This is a genomic window from Pseudomonas sp. GW460-12-10-14-TSB1 (assembly GCF_017349775.1).
Taxonomy (GTDB): Bacteria; Pseudomonadota; Gammaproteobacteria; order Pseudomonadales; family Pseudomonadaceae; genus Aquipseudomonas; species Aquipseudomonas piscium.
In genome coordinates this window covers 1-12,733 of the sequence record NZ_JACNAC010000056.1, presented here as the reverse complement: position 1 = coordinate 12,733, position 12,733 = coordinate 1, and the positions used below count along the sequence as shown (strand labels likewise).

At 62.7% G+C, this 12,733-nt stretch carries 15 protein-coding genes; 7 read left to right on the top strand and 8 right to left on the bottom strand.

The annotated features are described in order from the left end of the window. Positions 1-79: 79 nt before the first annotated feature. Positions 80-856 carry an ABC transporter substrate-binding protein gene (locus tag J4D52_RS25000; RefSeq protein WP_063432105.1) on the bottom strand — a complete coding sequence of 259 codons (777 nt, stop codon included), beginning with the start codon at positions 854-856 and terminating at the stop codon, positions 80-82. Between the two features lie 297 nt (positions 857-1,153). After that, a complete protein-coding gene (gene yegQ / locus J4D52_RS24995) occupies positions 1,154-2,491 on the bottom strand; it encodes a tRNA 5-hydroxyuridine modification protein YegQ (RefSeq protein ID WP_063432103.1) in 1,338 nt (445 codons plus the stop codon). Between the two features lie 167 nt (positions 2,492-2,658). Between yegQ and J4D52_RS24990 the strand changes: the two genes are divergently transcribed. Then, positions 2,659-3,726 (top strand): AI-2E family transporter, encoded by a 1,068-nt coding sequence (locus J4D52_RS24990; protein WP_063432101.1) that lies wholly within the window; start codon positions 2,659-2,661, stop codon positions 3,724-3,726. Here the strand turns inward: J4D52_RS24990 and J4D52_RS24985 are convergent. The 3 genes from J4D52_RS24985 to J4D52_RS24975 form a co-directional block, all read right to left on the bottom strand. Beyond that, entirely contained in the window at positions 3,723-3,905 is a 183-nt protein-coding gene (locus tag J4D52_RS24985; protein ID WP_007927236.1) for a hypothetical protein, read from the bottom strand. The genes J4D52_RS24990 and J4D52_RS24985 overlap by 4 nt on opposite strands. Before the next feature lie 111 nt (positions 3,906-4,016). After that, positions 4,017-4,211, bottom strand: a complete 195-nt coding sequence (locus tag J4D52_RS24980; protein WP_007927235.1) for a hypothetical protein — start codon at positions 4,209-4,211, stop codon at positions 4,017-4,019. A 250-nt stretch (positions 4,212-4,461) separates the two neighbouring features. Continuing rightward, positions 4,462-4,818 carry a hypothetical protein gene (locus J4D52_RS24975; RefSeq protein ID WP_007927233.1) on the bottom strand — a complete coding sequence of 119 codons (357 nt, stop codon included), beginning with the start codon at positions 4,816-4,818 and terminating at the stop codon, positions 4,462-4,464. A 254-nt stretch (positions 4,819-5,072) separates the two neighbouring features. On the opposite strand from J4D52_RS24975, the gene J4D52_RS24970 reads away from it, so the two are divergent. Beyond that, the gene (locus tag J4D52_RS24970; protein ID WP_063432099.1) at positions 5,073-5,891 is read left to right on the top strand and encodes a shikimate 5-dehydrogenase; all 819 of its coding nucleotides are present in this window, start codon (positions 5,073-5,075) and stop codon (positions 5,889-5,891) included. A gap of 111 nt (positions 5,892-6,002) precedes the next feature. Next, positions 6,003-6,521, top strand: coding sequence for a cupin domain-containing protein (locus J4D52_RS24965; RefSeq protein ID WP_063432097.1), 519 nt, complete (start codon positions 6,003-6,005; stop codon positions 6,519-6,521). Between the two features lie 76 nt (positions 6,522-6,597). Here the strand turns inward: J4D52_RS24965 and J4D52_RS24960 are convergent, their stop codons facing one another. After that, positions 6,598-7,248 carry a YceH family protein gene (locus tag J4D52_RS24960; RefSeq protein ID WP_063432095.1) on the bottom strand — a complete coding sequence of 217 codons (651 nt, stop codon included), beginning with the start codon at positions 7,246-7,248 and terminating at the stop codon, positions 6,598-6,600. Positions 7,249-7,385: 137 nt separating this feature from the next. Here J4D52_RS24960 and J4D52_RS24955 point away from each other — a divergent pair, with 137 nt between their 5' ends. Further along, the gene (locus J4D52_RS24955) at positions 7,386-7,895 is read left to right on the top strand and encodes a DUF1993 family protein (RefSeq protein ID WP_007927228.1); all 510 of its coding nucleotides are present in this window, start codon (positions 7,386-7,388) and stop codon (positions 7,893-7,895) included. A gap of 99 nt (positions 7,896-7,994) precedes the next feature. Here J4D52_RS24955 and sstT read toward each other — a convergent pair whose 3' ends face one another. Then, positions 7,995-9,227, bottom strand: a complete 1,233-nt coding sequence (gene sstT, locus J4D52_RS24950; protein ID WP_063432093.1) for a serine/threonine transporter SstT — start codon at positions 9,225-9,227, stop codon at positions 7,995-7,997. Between the two features lie 284 nt (positions 9,228-9,511). Here sstT and J4D52_RS24945 point away from each other — a divergent pair, with 284 nt between their 5' ends. Beyond that, positions 9,512-10,666, top strand: coding sequence for an MFS transporter (locus J4D52_RS24945; protein WP_009049859.1), 1,155 nt, complete (start codon positions 9,512-9,514; stop codon positions 10,664-10,666). Positions 10,667-10,672: 6 nt separating this feature from the next. Here the strand turns inward: J4D52_RS24945 and nhaR are convergent, their stop codons facing one another. After that, positions 10,673-11,578, bottom strand: coding sequence for a transcriptional activator NhaR (nhaR, locus tag J4D52_RS24940; protein WP_023964284.1), 906 nt, complete (start codon positions 11,576-11,578; stop codon positions 10,673-10,675). A 136-nt stretch (positions 11,579-11,714) separates the two neighbouring features. On the opposite strand from nhaR, the gene J4D52_RS24935 reads away from it, so the two are divergent. Together J4D52_RS24935 and J4D52_RS24930 are read left to right on the top strand one after the other, a co-directional pair. Further along, positions 11,715-11,963 carry a hypothetical protein gene (locus J4D52_RS24935; RefSeq protein WP_025804783.1) on the top strand — a complete coding sequence of 83 codons (249 nt, stop codon included), beginning with the start codon at positions 11,715-11,717 and terminating at the stop codon, positions 11,961-11,963. Positions 11,964-11,994: 31 nt separating this feature from the next. Next, positions 11,995-12,733, top strand: a 739-nt coding sequence (locus J4D52_RS24930) for a TerC family protein (RefSeq protein ID WP_207272166.1), incomplete at its 3' end; no start/stop codon positions are given.

Here is a 12,733-nt window from a genome sequence, read left to right as displayed (position 1 = left end):
CTCAAGCGAGCGCCGCGAGGCGCAAGGCAGGCCCGGTGCGGCACCGGCAAGGGGCCGGCGCCAGGGCCCTGGGTAAGGCTTATTCGCCGTAGATATCGAACGCGAAGTACCGGGCCATTACCTGCTGGTACTTGCCGTTGGCGCGGATAGCGTCGATGGCCGCATTGAGGCGCGCGACGTTGGCGCTATCGCCTTTGCGCACGGCGATCCCGGCGCCCCTGCCGAAATAGTTCGGGTCGTTGATGTCCGGCCCGACCAGGGCGAAACCCTTGCCTGCCGCGGTCTTGATAAAGCTCTCGTCGGTGTTGACGATGTCGGCGAGGGTGGCGTCCAGGCGGCCTGAGGCGAGGTCGAGGAAGGCTTCATTCTGCGAGGCGTAGCGCACCACCTCGATCCCGGCGCTGGCCAGTTGCTCGGTGGCGAAGCGGTCGTAGGTCGAGGAGCGCTGCACGCCGACTTTCTTGCCCTTGAGGTCCTGTACCGGGTCGTTGATCACGTTGCCGGCTTTCATCGCGAACTTGCCCGGCGTGTGGTAGTACTTTTTGCTGAAGTCGACCGACTTCATCCGGTCCTCGGTGATCGACATCGACGACAGCACGGCATCGATCTTGCGCACCTTGAGCGACGGGATCATGCCGTCGAATTCCTGGATGACCCACTCGCATTTCACCTTCATCTCTTCACACAGGGCGTTGCCGATGTCGTAGTCGAAACCGCTGACGTTGCCCTGCGGTGTCTTGAAGGAAAAGGGCGGGTAGGCGGCCTCGATGCCGATACGCAGGCTGTCTTCGTCGGCGTGGGCCAGGAAGCTTGCGGCGCACAGCGCCAGAGCACCTAGAAGTTCTGTCTTGTTCATATTGTTGACTCCTTGGAGGGGCGTTGGGGTGGTACGGGTACAAGCCGTCCGTTCTGGCGTGGTTCGGTCCTGGTGATTTTCGTGTGGCTATAAATGACATGTATTATTTCAGAAATCAACATTTTGAAAATAATAATGTCAGAATGGCGCATGTGGATATCGGGCGGTGCCGGTTGGCGCAGCCTGTTCGGATGGATTCAGGGGAGGGGGTGTATGTGATGCAGGGGCAGGATTATTGCGGTGTAGGAGCGAGGCTTGCCCGCGATGGCGTCATCAACGACGCCATCTCGATCAGGCTTATGCCGCGCTGTTTGGCGTCACATCGCGCATCAACAAGGCAAAACGCAGATCCACCGCGTCCGGGATCGGCAGGTACACCCTGTGCCCGTCTCCCGGTGCGACCTCGATCGGCTCGCCATGGATGTTCTGCAACTGATGCAGGTCGAAGTGGAAGTTGCCCTTGGGGGTCATCAGCTCCATATGGTCGCCCAGGGCAAAGCGGTTCTTCACCTTCACTTCCGCCAGCCGGTCACGGCGCTCGCCGGTGAGTTCGCCGACGAACTGTTGGCGTTCCGACACCGAGCTGCCGTTCAGGTAGTTCTGGTATTCGTCGTGCACGTGGCGGCGCAGGAAACCTTCGGTGTAGCCACGCTGGGCCAGGGACTCCAGGTCGTTCATCAGGTTGCGGTCGAACTCGCGGCCGGCCACGGCGTCGTCGATGGCCCGGCGATAGACCTGGGTGGTGCGGGCGCAATAGAAGTGCGACTTGGTGCGGCCCTCGATCTTCAACGAGTGCACGCCCATGCGCGTCAGGCGCTCGACGTGCTGCACCGCGCGCAGGTCCTTGGCGTTCATGATGTAGGTGCCGTGCTCGTCCTCGAAGGCCGGCATCGCTTCGTCCGGGCGATTGGCTTCGCGCAGCAGGAACACCTGGTCGGTCGGCGCCCCCAGGCCCAGGGTCGGTTCCGGCTGGAACTGCTGGACGATCTCGCCGAGGGTATTCTCCGTGGCTGCCTCGGCCTGGTATTTCCAGCGGCAGGCATTGGTGCAGGTGCCCTGGTTGGCATCGCGCTTGTTCATGTAGCCCGACAGCAGGCAGCGCCCGGAGTAGGCCATGCACAGGGCGCCGTGGACGAATACCTCGAGCTCCATGGCCGGCACCTGCCGGCGGATTTCCTCGATCTCTTCCAGGGACAGCTCGCGGGACAGGATGATCCGGCTCAGGCCCTGTTGCTGCCAGAACTCGACGCTGGCCCAGTTCACCGTATTGGCCTGCACCGACAGGTGGATCGGCATCTGCGGGAAGTGCCGGCGCACCAGCATGATCAGCCCCGGGTCGGACATGATCAGCGCGTCAGGGGCCATGGCGATCACCGGCTCCAGGTCCTTGAGGAAGGTCTTGAGCTTGGCGTTGTGCGGGGCGATGTTGACCACCACGTAGAAGCGCTTGCCCTGGGCCTGGGCCTCGCGAATGCCGAGGGCCAGGTTGGCATGATCGAATTCGTTGTTGCGCACCCGCAGGCTGTAGCGCGGCTGACCGGCGTATACCGCATCGGCGCCATAGGCGAAGGCGTAGCGCATGTTTTTCAGGGTGCCGGCGGGGGCGAGCAGTTCGGGGCGGGTCAGGGGCGTCATGGCGATTGTCGATGGCAAAAGGTCGCGAGGGTAAGGCCTGGGCCCGCGGTTTTCATTGACCTGGATCTATGCTCGACGAATAAAACAGGGCACTTGGCCGAACGCCGGCGGACTAACGCTTTAGGGGCGCTTTGCGGCGTCCTGGACCTTATTGACGGGGAGCGGACATGAACCAGCACCTCATCCAACACAAAAGCCTGTTGCTTCTGCTGACCCTGGTGACCGTCGCCTTCATCTGGATTCTGCTGCCCTTTTACGGCGCGGTGTTCTGGGCGGTGATCCTCGGCATCCTGTTCGATCCGCTGCAACGGCGCCTGCAAATCAAGTTCGGTTGGCCACGCAACCTGACGGCCTTTTGCACCCTGAGCATCTGCCTGGTGAGCGCCATTCTGCCGGTGGCCATCATCAGTACCTTGCTGGTGCAGGAAGGCGCCAACCTCTACCAGAGCATCGAAAGCGGCAAGCTGGACATCGCCGCTCATCTGGACCAGTTCAAGCACAGTTTGCCGCCGTACTTCCAGCAGTTGCTGGATCGCTTCGGCCTGGGTGAGCTGGAGAGCGTGCGCGAGAAGATCGTCAAGGGCGCACTGCAAGGCAGCCAGTTCTTCGCCACCCAGGCTTTTAGCGTCGGCCAGGGTACCTTCAAGTTCGTGGTGAGCTTTTTCGTGATGCTGTACCTGCTGTTCTTCTTTTTGCGCGATGGCCCCGAACTGGTACGCAAGGTGCGCATCGCATTGCCCCTGGCCGAGCACCAGAAGCGCCGGTTGCAGCTCAAGTTCAGTCGGGTGGTGCGGGCCACGGTGAAGGGCAACGTGCTGGTGGCGGCCAGCCAGGGACTGCTGGGTGGGCTGATTTTCTGGTTTCTGGAGATTCCCAGCCCGCTGCTCTGGGCGGTGCTGATGGCCTTGCTGTCGTTGTTGCCGGCGGTGGGCGTGGCGATCGTCTGGGGCCCGGTGGCCCTGTACTTCCTGTTCAGCGGGGCGATCTGGCAAGGGGTGCTGCTGGGCTTGTACGGGGTGTTCGTGATCGGCCTGGTGGACAATGTGCTGCGCCCGATCCTGGTGGGCAAGGACACCAGGATGCCGGATTACCTGATTCTGATTTCGACCCTGGGGGGCCTGGCGATCTTCGGCCTGAACGGCTTTGTCATCGGACCGTTGATCGCCGCGTTGTTTATCTCGAGCTGGGGCCTGTTCGTCGATACCCGGCCGCGGACACAGCTGCCGTTGCCTTAGGCATGCAGGACGCGCTGCTCGATCTTTTGCGACAGGGCCTGGGCGGCGGTCAGCGAAGTGAGCGGGCCGCTGACCGGCTCGCCGTCGCGCACCAGGTACCAACACGCCAGCAACCCCAGCTCCCTGAGCGAGGTGGGAACGGCGCTACCGATAACGGACATGATCTGAACCTTGGGCATAAGTACCTCCATCGATCTATGGGGGCTACCTTACGGACCGAGAGGTTCTACGAAAAATCACTGCGCTCGATAGTGGACATCAATACCGGCGAAAAAAAAGCGCCAGCCCGATCAGTCGACGACCTGATCGAGCATGTAGACCACTTCCGGATCATGCAGCAGGCCCTTGCGCACCAGGTGCTCGGCCAGCAGGGCCAGGAACTTGGCGCTGCGGTGGCCTTCCAGATGCTTGAGTTCGGTCAGGGCGCTGTACACCTTGCTCGCGGTGCCCAGGGTGGGGGAGTGGTGGGGGTTCTGGGTCGGCATGGGCGTCGTCCTTGTTGTTATGGGGCCGTTTTGTGGACAGATCCGATCTTGCGGACCTGGCATGACATAAATATGACAGCCGTGGGCTCGCGCACACGGGCTGCCGCTTGGTAACACTATTGCCGGATTGAATCGCAAAAGCTGTCCCGGCTGCGACCTCTGCAAGATTTATTCAGACGTTTCAGGGTTGTTTCAAACGCAACAGGCCCCGCTTGCGAAAGCGGGGCCTGTCGGTGGTTGGCTGCCTGGCTTACCAACGGCCAGGACCGTAATAGTAGTGGCGAGGCGGGCCGTAGTAGCCGCGAGGTGGACCGTAGTACACCGGGGCCGGGCGGTAATAGACCGGCGGACCTTCCACGTACACCGGCTGTGGCTGGTAGTAGACCGGTGGTGGCGCGGCATAGACCGGCTGCGGCTGAACGTAGACTGGCTGTTGCACGTAGACCGGACGGCTGTGGCTGGCGATCACCGAACCCACTACCGCGGCGCCGACCACCGCACCGACTACCGCCGGTCCACCCCAACCACCGCCACCGTGGGCGGACGCTTGACCGGCGACAGCAAGTGCACCAATGAGCAAGGCTATCTTGGGGATTTTACGCATCATGGCTATTCCTCGGTTCCGACCCCAGCGCTCGGTCTGCAATAGACGCGAGAACTGTCGCGGGGATACTTCTAAGACAGCTATTTTCCGAAAAACTGCACAGCCGCCGGGTAAATTTTGTGTAAGGTCTGTACCGGCTTCTTTACCCCTCGTCCGTGGGCGGCGGGCCTGTTTTTCAGGCACCGTCGATATGATCGGGCAGAACCCGATGGCTGGCTAATCCCGTCTATCCGAAAGTGCGTTCCAAGGAGATCAACATGCAGATGAACCCCAACAAAGACACCCAATTGTGTATGTCGTTGTCAGGGCGTCCGGGGAATTTCGGCCTGCGCTTTCACAATCATTTGTATGAACAGCTGGGCTTGAACTTCTACTACAAGGCGTTCAGCAGCCAGGACCTGCCGGGCGCCGTCGGTGGGATCCGCGCCCTGGGCATTCGCGGCTGTGGCGTGTCCATGCCGTTCAAGGAGGCCTGCATTGCCCTGGTGGACGAACTGGACGCCTCGGCCAGCGCTATCCAGTCGATCAACACCATCGTCAACACCAACGGCCACCTCAAGGCCTACAACACCGATTACATCGCCGTCGCCCAGTTGCTCGACAGCCACCGGATCCCCAAGGACACCCGCTTTGCCTTGCGCGGCAGCGGCGGCATGGCCAAGGCGGTGGCCAGCGCCCTGCGCGATGGTGGCTACCTCGATGGCGTGATAGTTGCCCGCAATGCCGGGGCCGGGCGGGCCCTCGCCGATTCCCTGGGTTATGCCTGGCAGGCTGAGCTGGGCGAGCTGCGCCCGCAGATGCTGATCAACGTCACCCCGATCGGCATGAACGGCGGTCCCGAGGCCGACCAGCTGGCATTCCCGGTCGAGGCGATCCAGGCCGCGCGCACCCTGTTCGACGTGGTGGCGGTTCCGGCGGAAACCCCGCTGATCCTGCGCGCCCGGATGGAGGGCAAGCAGGTGATCACCGGCCTGGAAGTGATCGCCATCCAGGCCCTGGAGCAGTTCGTGCTGTACACCGGCGTGCGCCCCAGCGCCGAGCAGTTCCAGCAGGCGGTGGCCTTCGCCCGGGCCTGACCGGCGGGTGGAACGGGGCAGGTCGGTGGGGCGCGGAGCCCTGCCTATACTGGTCGCCAGCAAGCCAAGACTTGCCTCTGTTCCACGCCACCCTGATCGAGGACCGTTGTTATGCCACCTGCCATTCTCAATCTGGATCAGGCGGACCTTCAGCCGCTGCCTGAAGCCCTGAGCCCCACCGGCGACACCGCCGGCCGTTATGTCCAGCGCATCGCCCGTATCGGCCAGCAACTGGGCGCCCAGAAGCTCGGCTACCGGCTGATTGCCCTGGGCCCGGGGATGCGCGCCAGCCCCTTCCATAACCATCGCGTCAACGAAGAGATGTTCTACATAGTGGCCGGCGAGGGCGAGATCCGCCTCGGCGCCGAGCGTTTTGCCATCCGCGCCGGCGATGTGATCGCCTGCCCGCCGGGCGACATGGACACCGCGCACCAGATCATCAACACCAGCCAGGGCGAGTTGCGCTACCTGGCGGTCAGCACCCAGGAAGCGCCGGACATCTGCGAGTACCCGGATTCCGGCAAATATGTGGTGATGAAGGACTTCAAGATCGACGACCAGGGCAATGCCTCGGGATTCGTCGCGGTGGCGCGGCATGCGGACGGGGTGGATTACTGGGAGGGGGAGTAGGGGCTTTTGTAGCCTTCGAGGCGTTGCGCCGACTGCGGCAGCGGCTACCAGGCGCTGCCGCAGGGGCGGGGGGCGATCAGCCTTCGAGTTTCGCCAGGCGTTCTTCGAGGGCGGCGATGCGCGCTTCCAGCTCTTCGATGCGTTCCGCCGATACGCCGCCGCCCGAACTGCGTTCCACCGGGTTCTGTCGGGCGGCGAGGATTGCCTCGATATCCGCAGGGTCTCCCAGGGCGTGCATGTAGCGATCTTCGCGCTGGCCGGCCTGACGCGGGATCAGCAGTGCCAGGCCGCGGGCGATCAGGCGTTCCAGTTGATGCATCACCTGTTCGCTGTCTTCGAAGTCGTGCATGCGGCCGCTGCGGGTCAGCAGCTCGTTGACGGTCTGTGGGCCACGCAAGAACAGCAGGCCAGCCAGTGCCACTTGCGCCGGCACCAGTTCCAGCGCCTTGTCCAGGCGATGCTCCCAGCGGTCGGCGCGGCTGCCCATCACCAGGCGGGCGAAGCCGCTGTTTTCCAGGGCGCGCAGGCTTTGGCCGACCTGGCCCTGGGTGAGGTTCATCACCGGTTCGCGGCTGGTTTTCTGGTTGCAGGCGATGACCAGGGCATTGAGGGTCAGCGGATAGGTTTCCGGGCTGGTGGCCTGCTTCTCGATCAGCGACCCGAGAATGCGCAGTTCGGTGCTGCTCAGTTGCAATTGCTCGCTGGAGGTTTCTTGCTCGATGCTCATCGCGCTTTCCCTATGCTGTCGAAGGCGACTAGCCTAATCCTTGCTGGATAAAAGACAAGCCGCCGGCGAGGCCCAGGCAGGTCTATAATCGCGCCACCTTTGTTTCCGCTTTTTTCCGTCAGCCTGTCGAGATCACCATGACCATTTCCCTGTACGCCGCCTCCGTTCCTGTCTTCAAGCAAATGCTCAACGCCCTGAGCGATGTCCTGAACAAGGCCGAAGCCCACGCCACGGCAAAGAACATCGACCCGAATGCCTTCCTGCAGGCCCGCCTGTACCCGGACATGTTCCCGCTGATCCGCCAGGTGCAGATCGCCGTCGATTTCGCCAAGGGCGTTTCGGCCCGCCTGGCCGAAGTCGAGCTGCCGAAGTACGACGACACTGAAACCACCTTTGCCGAGCTGCAGGCGTTGCTGGCCAAGGTCCTGGCCTTTATCGACGGCATCCAGCCGGCGCAGATCGATGGCAAGGAAGGCATCGAGATCGTCACCCGTCCGGGCACTCCGAAAGAGAAGCGCTTCAGCGGCCAGTCCTACCTGTTGACCTACGGCTTGCCGCAGTTCTTCTTCCACGTCACCACCACCTACGCGATCCTGCGTCACAACGGCGTGGAAATCGGCAAGCGCGACTATATGGGCGCTTTCTGAGACAGCCGTCTTCTGATGTAGCCGGCTGCTAAGCCGATAAAAAAGCCCGGCAAGGTGCGAGCCTTGCCGGGCTTTTTAGTGCGCGCTGTTCATGCAGGCTCAGGCGGTCTGGCGGACCTTCTCTTCCTGGGCCATGCACGCGGCGGCGGTGAAGAGCACGTCGGTGGAGGAGTTCAGCGCGGTTTCCGCCGAGTCCTGCAGCACACCAATGATGAAGCCGACCGCGACCACTTGCATGGCGATTTCGCTGGGGATGCCGAACAGGCTGCAGGCCAGCGGAATCAACAGCAGCGAGCCACCAGCCACGCCGGAGGCGCCGCAGGCGCAGATGGCGGCGACCACGCTGAGCAGCACGGCGGTGGGCAGGTCGACGGCGATACCCAGGGTATGCACGGCCGCCAGGGTCAGCACGGTGATGGTGATGGCGGCGCCGGCCATGTTGATGGTGGCCCCCAGCGGGATCGACACCGAGTAGGTGTCTTCATGCAGGCCCAGGCGCTTGCTCAGTTCCAGGTTGACCGGAATGTTGGCTGCCGAGCTGCGGGTGAAGAACGCGGTGATACCGCTTTCACGCAGGCACATGAGCACCAGCGGGAACGGGTTGCGGCGGATCTTCCAGAACACGATCAGCGGGTTCATCACCAGGGCGACGAACAGCATGCAGCCGATCAGTACCGCCAGCAGATGCACGTAGCCGAGCAGGGCGCCGAAGCCCGAGGTGGCCAGGGTCGAGGCCACCAGGCCGAAGATGCCCAGCGGGGCGAAACGAATCACCACTCGGACGATCAGGGTCACGCCATTGGACAGGTCGTCCAGCACGGTGCGGGTGGTGTCGCCGGCGTGGCGGATGGCCACGCCCATGCCGATGGCCCAGGCCAGGATGCCGATGAAGTTGGCGTTCATCAGCGCGCTGACCGGGTTGTCCACCACGCTCAGCAGCAGGCTTTGCAGGACTTCGCTGATGCCGCCGGGGGCGGAGATGGCGACGTCATGGGTGCTCAGCACCAGGGCGGAGGGGAACAGGCTGCTGGCGATCACCGCCACCACCGCCGCGGCGAAAGTGCCCAGCAGATAGAGCCAGAGGATCGGGCGGATATGGGTTTCCTGGCCGTGCTTGTGGTTGGCGATGGAGGCCATCACCAGCACGAACACCAGGATCGGCGCGACGGCTTTCAGCGCCGAGACAAAGACCTTGCCGATAAAGGCGGTGGATTTCGCCAGTTCGGGGGCCAGCAGCGCCAGGGCGATACCGGCGATCAGGCCAATGACGATCTGCGTGACCAGGCTGGTGCGTTTGAGTTTTTCCAGGAGCGACGGGGGTGAAGCAGTCATAACGGTATCTCTGATTTTTTTAATATGCCGTGCGTCGACGGGGGACGCCGTGCTGATGAGTTGCTGAAGGTACGGGGTGTTGCGGCAGGGGGCGGACTTTATCACACAGGGTTCGCCCACGGATGTGACGATCTGCCACCTGAGCCTTCTAGAGTAGCCTGCGGTTTTTTCGCCGCTGTCCCAGACAGGCGCTGACTCATTCTGTTAGGATTCGCCATCCTCTTCTCATCTCCAGTCAGCGGGCCCCCAGGCCATCGCTGATGTCGTCGTTTTCGGAGTTTTCCATGCTGTTGCCCATTCTGCTGTTGTCGGCCGCCGGTTTTACCGTGCTGACGACGGAGTTCATCATTGTCGGCCTGCTGCCTTCGATTGCCCGGGATCTTGCGGTCAGCGTGCCGCAGGCCGGCCTGCTGGTGACCTTGTTCGCCTTCACCGTGGCGGCATTCGGGCCGTTCCTCACGGCCTATTTCGCCCGTTTCCAGCGCAAGCGCCTGTTCATTTCGGTGCTGGTGATGTTCGGCCTGGCCAACACCCTGGCGGCGCTGGCGCCGAATATCTGGGTGATGGCCGTGGCGCGGCTGATCCCGGCGCTGGGCTTGCCGGTGTTCTGGGCCCTGGCCAGCGAAACCGCGGTGGACATCGTCGGCCCTGACTATGCCGGGCGGGCCATCGCCAAGATCGGCTTCGGCATCGTCTGCGCCACGGTGTTCGGCATTCCGGTGGGCACGCTGATTTCCGATGCCTTCGGCTGGCGCAGCGCGTTCGGCATCCTGGCGCTGGTGGCCTTTGCCAAGGCGTTGCTGCTGTATGTCTACCTGCCGCAGACCCGGGTGCACAACGAGCAGGCCAGCCTGCGCTCGCAGTTCGGCATCCTGCGCAGCCCCTTGATGCAGGGGCATGTGCTGCTGTCGATCCTGGTGTTCAGCGGTATGTTCACCGCCTACACCTACCTGGCGGATATCCTCGAGCGCCTGGCCGGTTTCAACGGCACGCTGGTGGGCTGGTGCCTGATGGGCTTCGGCGCGGTGGGGCTGATCGGCAACTCGCTGGGCGGCCGGGCGGTGGACCGTCATCCGTTGCTGGCGTCCATGGGCTTCTGCGCCTTGATGATCGGCGGCATGGTGGCGCTGGTGCCGAGTATCCACTCGCCGCTGGGCCTGGCGGCGGCCATGGGTGTCTGGGGCGTGACCCAGGCGGCGCTGTTCCTGGTCAGCCATGTCCGCCTGATCAAGGCCGCGCCTCAGGCGCCAGCGTTTGCCGCATCGTTGAATATCGCCGGGGCCAACCTGGGGATCGGCCTGGGCGCCATGGTCGGCGGCCGGGTGATCGACACCCTGGGGCTGGGCAGCCTGGGGTTTGCCGCCGCCGGTTTTATCCTGGTGTCGATCCTGCTGGCCCTGCTGTTGATGACCCTCAAGCCACAGGCCAGCTGCGCCTGATCCTCCTCAAGCACCCATGGCGGTGAACAGCTCGCGGCGGGCGCCTTCGGTGATCGCCACGATGCCGGGGTGCTTGACCTTGCGTTCGACCGAAATGGCGTAGAACGACTCGCTGACCGCGTCGGTCTGGCCGATCAGTTGCACGCCGTATTGGCGCCGCACTTCGTCGGCGATCACGCTGGGACTGATAAAGATCCCGCTGCCCGACTGGCCGAATGCCTGCATCAAGGCGCTGTCGTCGAACTCACCGATGATCCTGGGTTGTATCTGTTGCTCGGCCAGCCAGCGCAGCAAGCGGCTGCGTACTACTGTTTCCTGTCCGGGAATCAGCAACGGAGCGCCATGCAGGCTGTGGGGGAAGTCCGTTCCATAGCGCTCGGCCAGTTCCTCGGTGGCGAAAAAACTGATGCCGCATTCGCCGAGTTTCTGGCTGTAGCCCTTGATATCCAGGTGCGAAGGCATGGGGCTGTCGGAAATCACCAGGTCCAGACGCTGGATGGCCAGGTCGGCCAGCAGGCGTTCGAGTTTGTCCTCGCGGCAGGTGATGCGGATCGGTTCGTTCAGTTCCATGGTCGGGGCGATCAGGCGATAGACGATCGATTTGGGCACCACATCGGCCACGCCGACCCGGAACAGGATCTGCTGCTCGTTGGGCTGGGCCTGGAGCATGGCTTCCAGTTCGCCGCCGAGCTGGAACATCTGCTCGGCGTAGGGCAGGGTCTGGCGCCCGGCTTCGGTCAGTTCCAGCTGCCGGCCGACCCGGCGAAACAACTCGATGCCGTAGGTCTGTTCGAGCAGGGTGATCTGCCCGCTGATGGTTTGCGGGGTCAGGTTCAGTTGCTCGCAGGCCCGGACGATGCTGCCGGTCTTGGCGACGACCCAGAAGTAGTGGAGTTGGCGGTAATTGAGCATGGCTGGCTTTTGATTCGTAAAAACCGAAGTATAGCTGTTAAAAATACGAATTTTCCTGAAGTGTTCACCTCCATAGAATGCCTCGCTATTGACGGGCCATCATCACGGCCCGGTCCGTTCTAACGAGGAAAGCGCAATGACCTATAAATCCATCGCCGCATCGTTGCTGGCGTTGTCCTTGATCACCCTCGCCGGTTGCGAACAGGCGGAAAAAAGCGCGCAACAGCTGTTGGGCAAGGCCGCTGAAAACGCCAAGCAGGCGATCGACGACACGCACAAGGCTGCCGAACAGGCGATCAGCGACGCGACCCAAGGTTTGATCAGCAAGCAGGAAAAACCGGCTGACGAGGCCAAAGAGCCTACCTCGTCGTCCCAGGAAATCTGATTCCCCCATACCCCCGACTCAGGACTGAGCCATGGAATACCTTTTACAACTCGCCGCCAGCCCCACCGCCTGGGTCGCCCTGGCAACCCTGGTGGTCATGGAAATCGTGCTCGGCATCGATAACCTGATCTTCATTTCGATCCTGACCAACAAGCTGCCCGAGCAGCACCGGGCCAAGGCCCGGCGGATCGGTATCGGCATGGCCTTGATCCTGCGTCTGGCGCTGCTCAGCACCATCGCCTTCATCGTGCAACTGACCGAACCAGTGATCGATGTCTTCGGCCAGGTCTTCTCCTGGAAGGACATGATCCTGATTGCCGGCGGCCTGTTTCTGCTGTGGAAGGCCACCACGGAGATCCATCACAGCATGGACCCGGAGCCGCAGGACAGCAAAAGCGAGACCGCTGGCGTGTCCCTGGGTTTTGCCGCGGCGATTGGCCAGATCCTGATGCTGGACATGGTGTTCTCCATCGACAGCATCATCACCGCGGTCGGCATGACCGAACACTTGCCGATCATGATCATCGCGGTGGTGGTGTCGGTACTGGTGATGTTGCTGGCGGCCGATCCTCTGGCCAAGTTCATCAATGACAACCCGACGGTGGTCATGCTGGCCCTGGGCTTCCTGATCATGATCGGCATGACGCTGATCGCCGAAGGTTTCGGTGCCCATGTACCAAAAGGTTATGTGTACGCGGCCATGGCCTTCTCGGCGGCCATCGAAGGGCTGAACATGCTGGCCCGTCGCGCCCGGCAGAAGCGGGTGGCGG

What these genes read in the sequence shown, in the direction of transcription:
- J4D52_RS24935 (WP_025804783.1), top strand. Translation starts at nt 11,715, where the DNA reads ATGACCTATAAATCCATCGCCGCATCGTTGCTGGCGTTGTCCTTGATC.
- J4D52_RS24990 (WP_063432101.1), top strand. Translation starts at nt 2,659, where the DNA reads ATGAACCAGCACCTCATCCAACACAAAAGCCTGTTGCTTCTGCTGACC.
- J4D52_RS25000 (WP_063432105.1), bottom strand. Translation starts at nt 856, where the DNA reads ATGAACAAGACAGAACTTCTAGGTGCTCTGGCGCTGTGCGCCGCAAGC.
- J4D52_RS24970 (WP_063432099.1), top strand. Translation starts at nt 5,073, where the DNA reads ATGCAGATGAACCCCAACAAAGACACCCAATTGTGTATGTCGTTGTCA.
- J4D52_RS24960 (WP_063432095.1), bottom strand. Translation starts at nt 7,248, where the DNA reads ATGAGCATCGAGCAAGAAACCTCCAGCGAGCAATTGCAACTGAGCAGC.
- J4D52_RS24945 (WP_009049859.1), top strand. Translation starts at nt 9,512, where the DNA reads ATGCTGTTGCCCATTCTGCTGTTGTCGGCCGCCGGTTTTACCGTGCTG.
- sstT (WP_063432093.1), bottom strand. Translation starts at nt 9,227, where the DNA reads ATGACTGCTTCACCCCCGTCGCTCCTGGAAAAACTCAAACGCACCAGC.
- J4D52_RS24975 (WP_007927233.1), bottom strand. Translation starts at nt 4,818, where the DNA reads ATGATGCGTAAAATCCCCAAGATAGCCTTGCTCATTGGTGCACTTGCT.
- nhaR (WP_023964284.1), bottom strand. Translation starts at nt 11,578, where the DNA reads ATGCTCAATTACCGCCAACTCCACTACTTCTGGGTCGTCGCCAAGACC.
- yegQ (WP_063432103.1), bottom strand. Translation starts at nt 2,491, where the DNA reads ATGACGCCCCTGACCCGCCCCGAACTGCTCGCCCCCGCCGGCACCCTG.
- J4D52_RS24965 (WP_063432097.1), top strand. Translation starts at nt 6,003, where the DNA reads ATGCCACCTGCCATTCTCAATCTGGATCAGGCGGACCTTCAGCCGCTG.
- J4D52_RS24985 (WP_007927236.1), bottom strand. Translation starts at nt 3,905, where the DNA reads ATGCCCAAGGTTCAGATCATGTCCGTTATCGGTAGCGCCGTTCCCACC.
- J4D52_RS24955 (WP_007927228.1), top strand. Translation starts at nt 7,386, where the DNA reads ATGACCATTTCCCTGTACGCCGCCTCCGTTCCTGTCTTCAAGCAAATG.
- J4D52_RS24980 (WP_007927235.1), bottom strand. Translation starts at nt 4,211, where the DNA reads ATGCCGACCCAGAACCCCCACCACTCCCCCACCCTGGGCACCGCGAGC.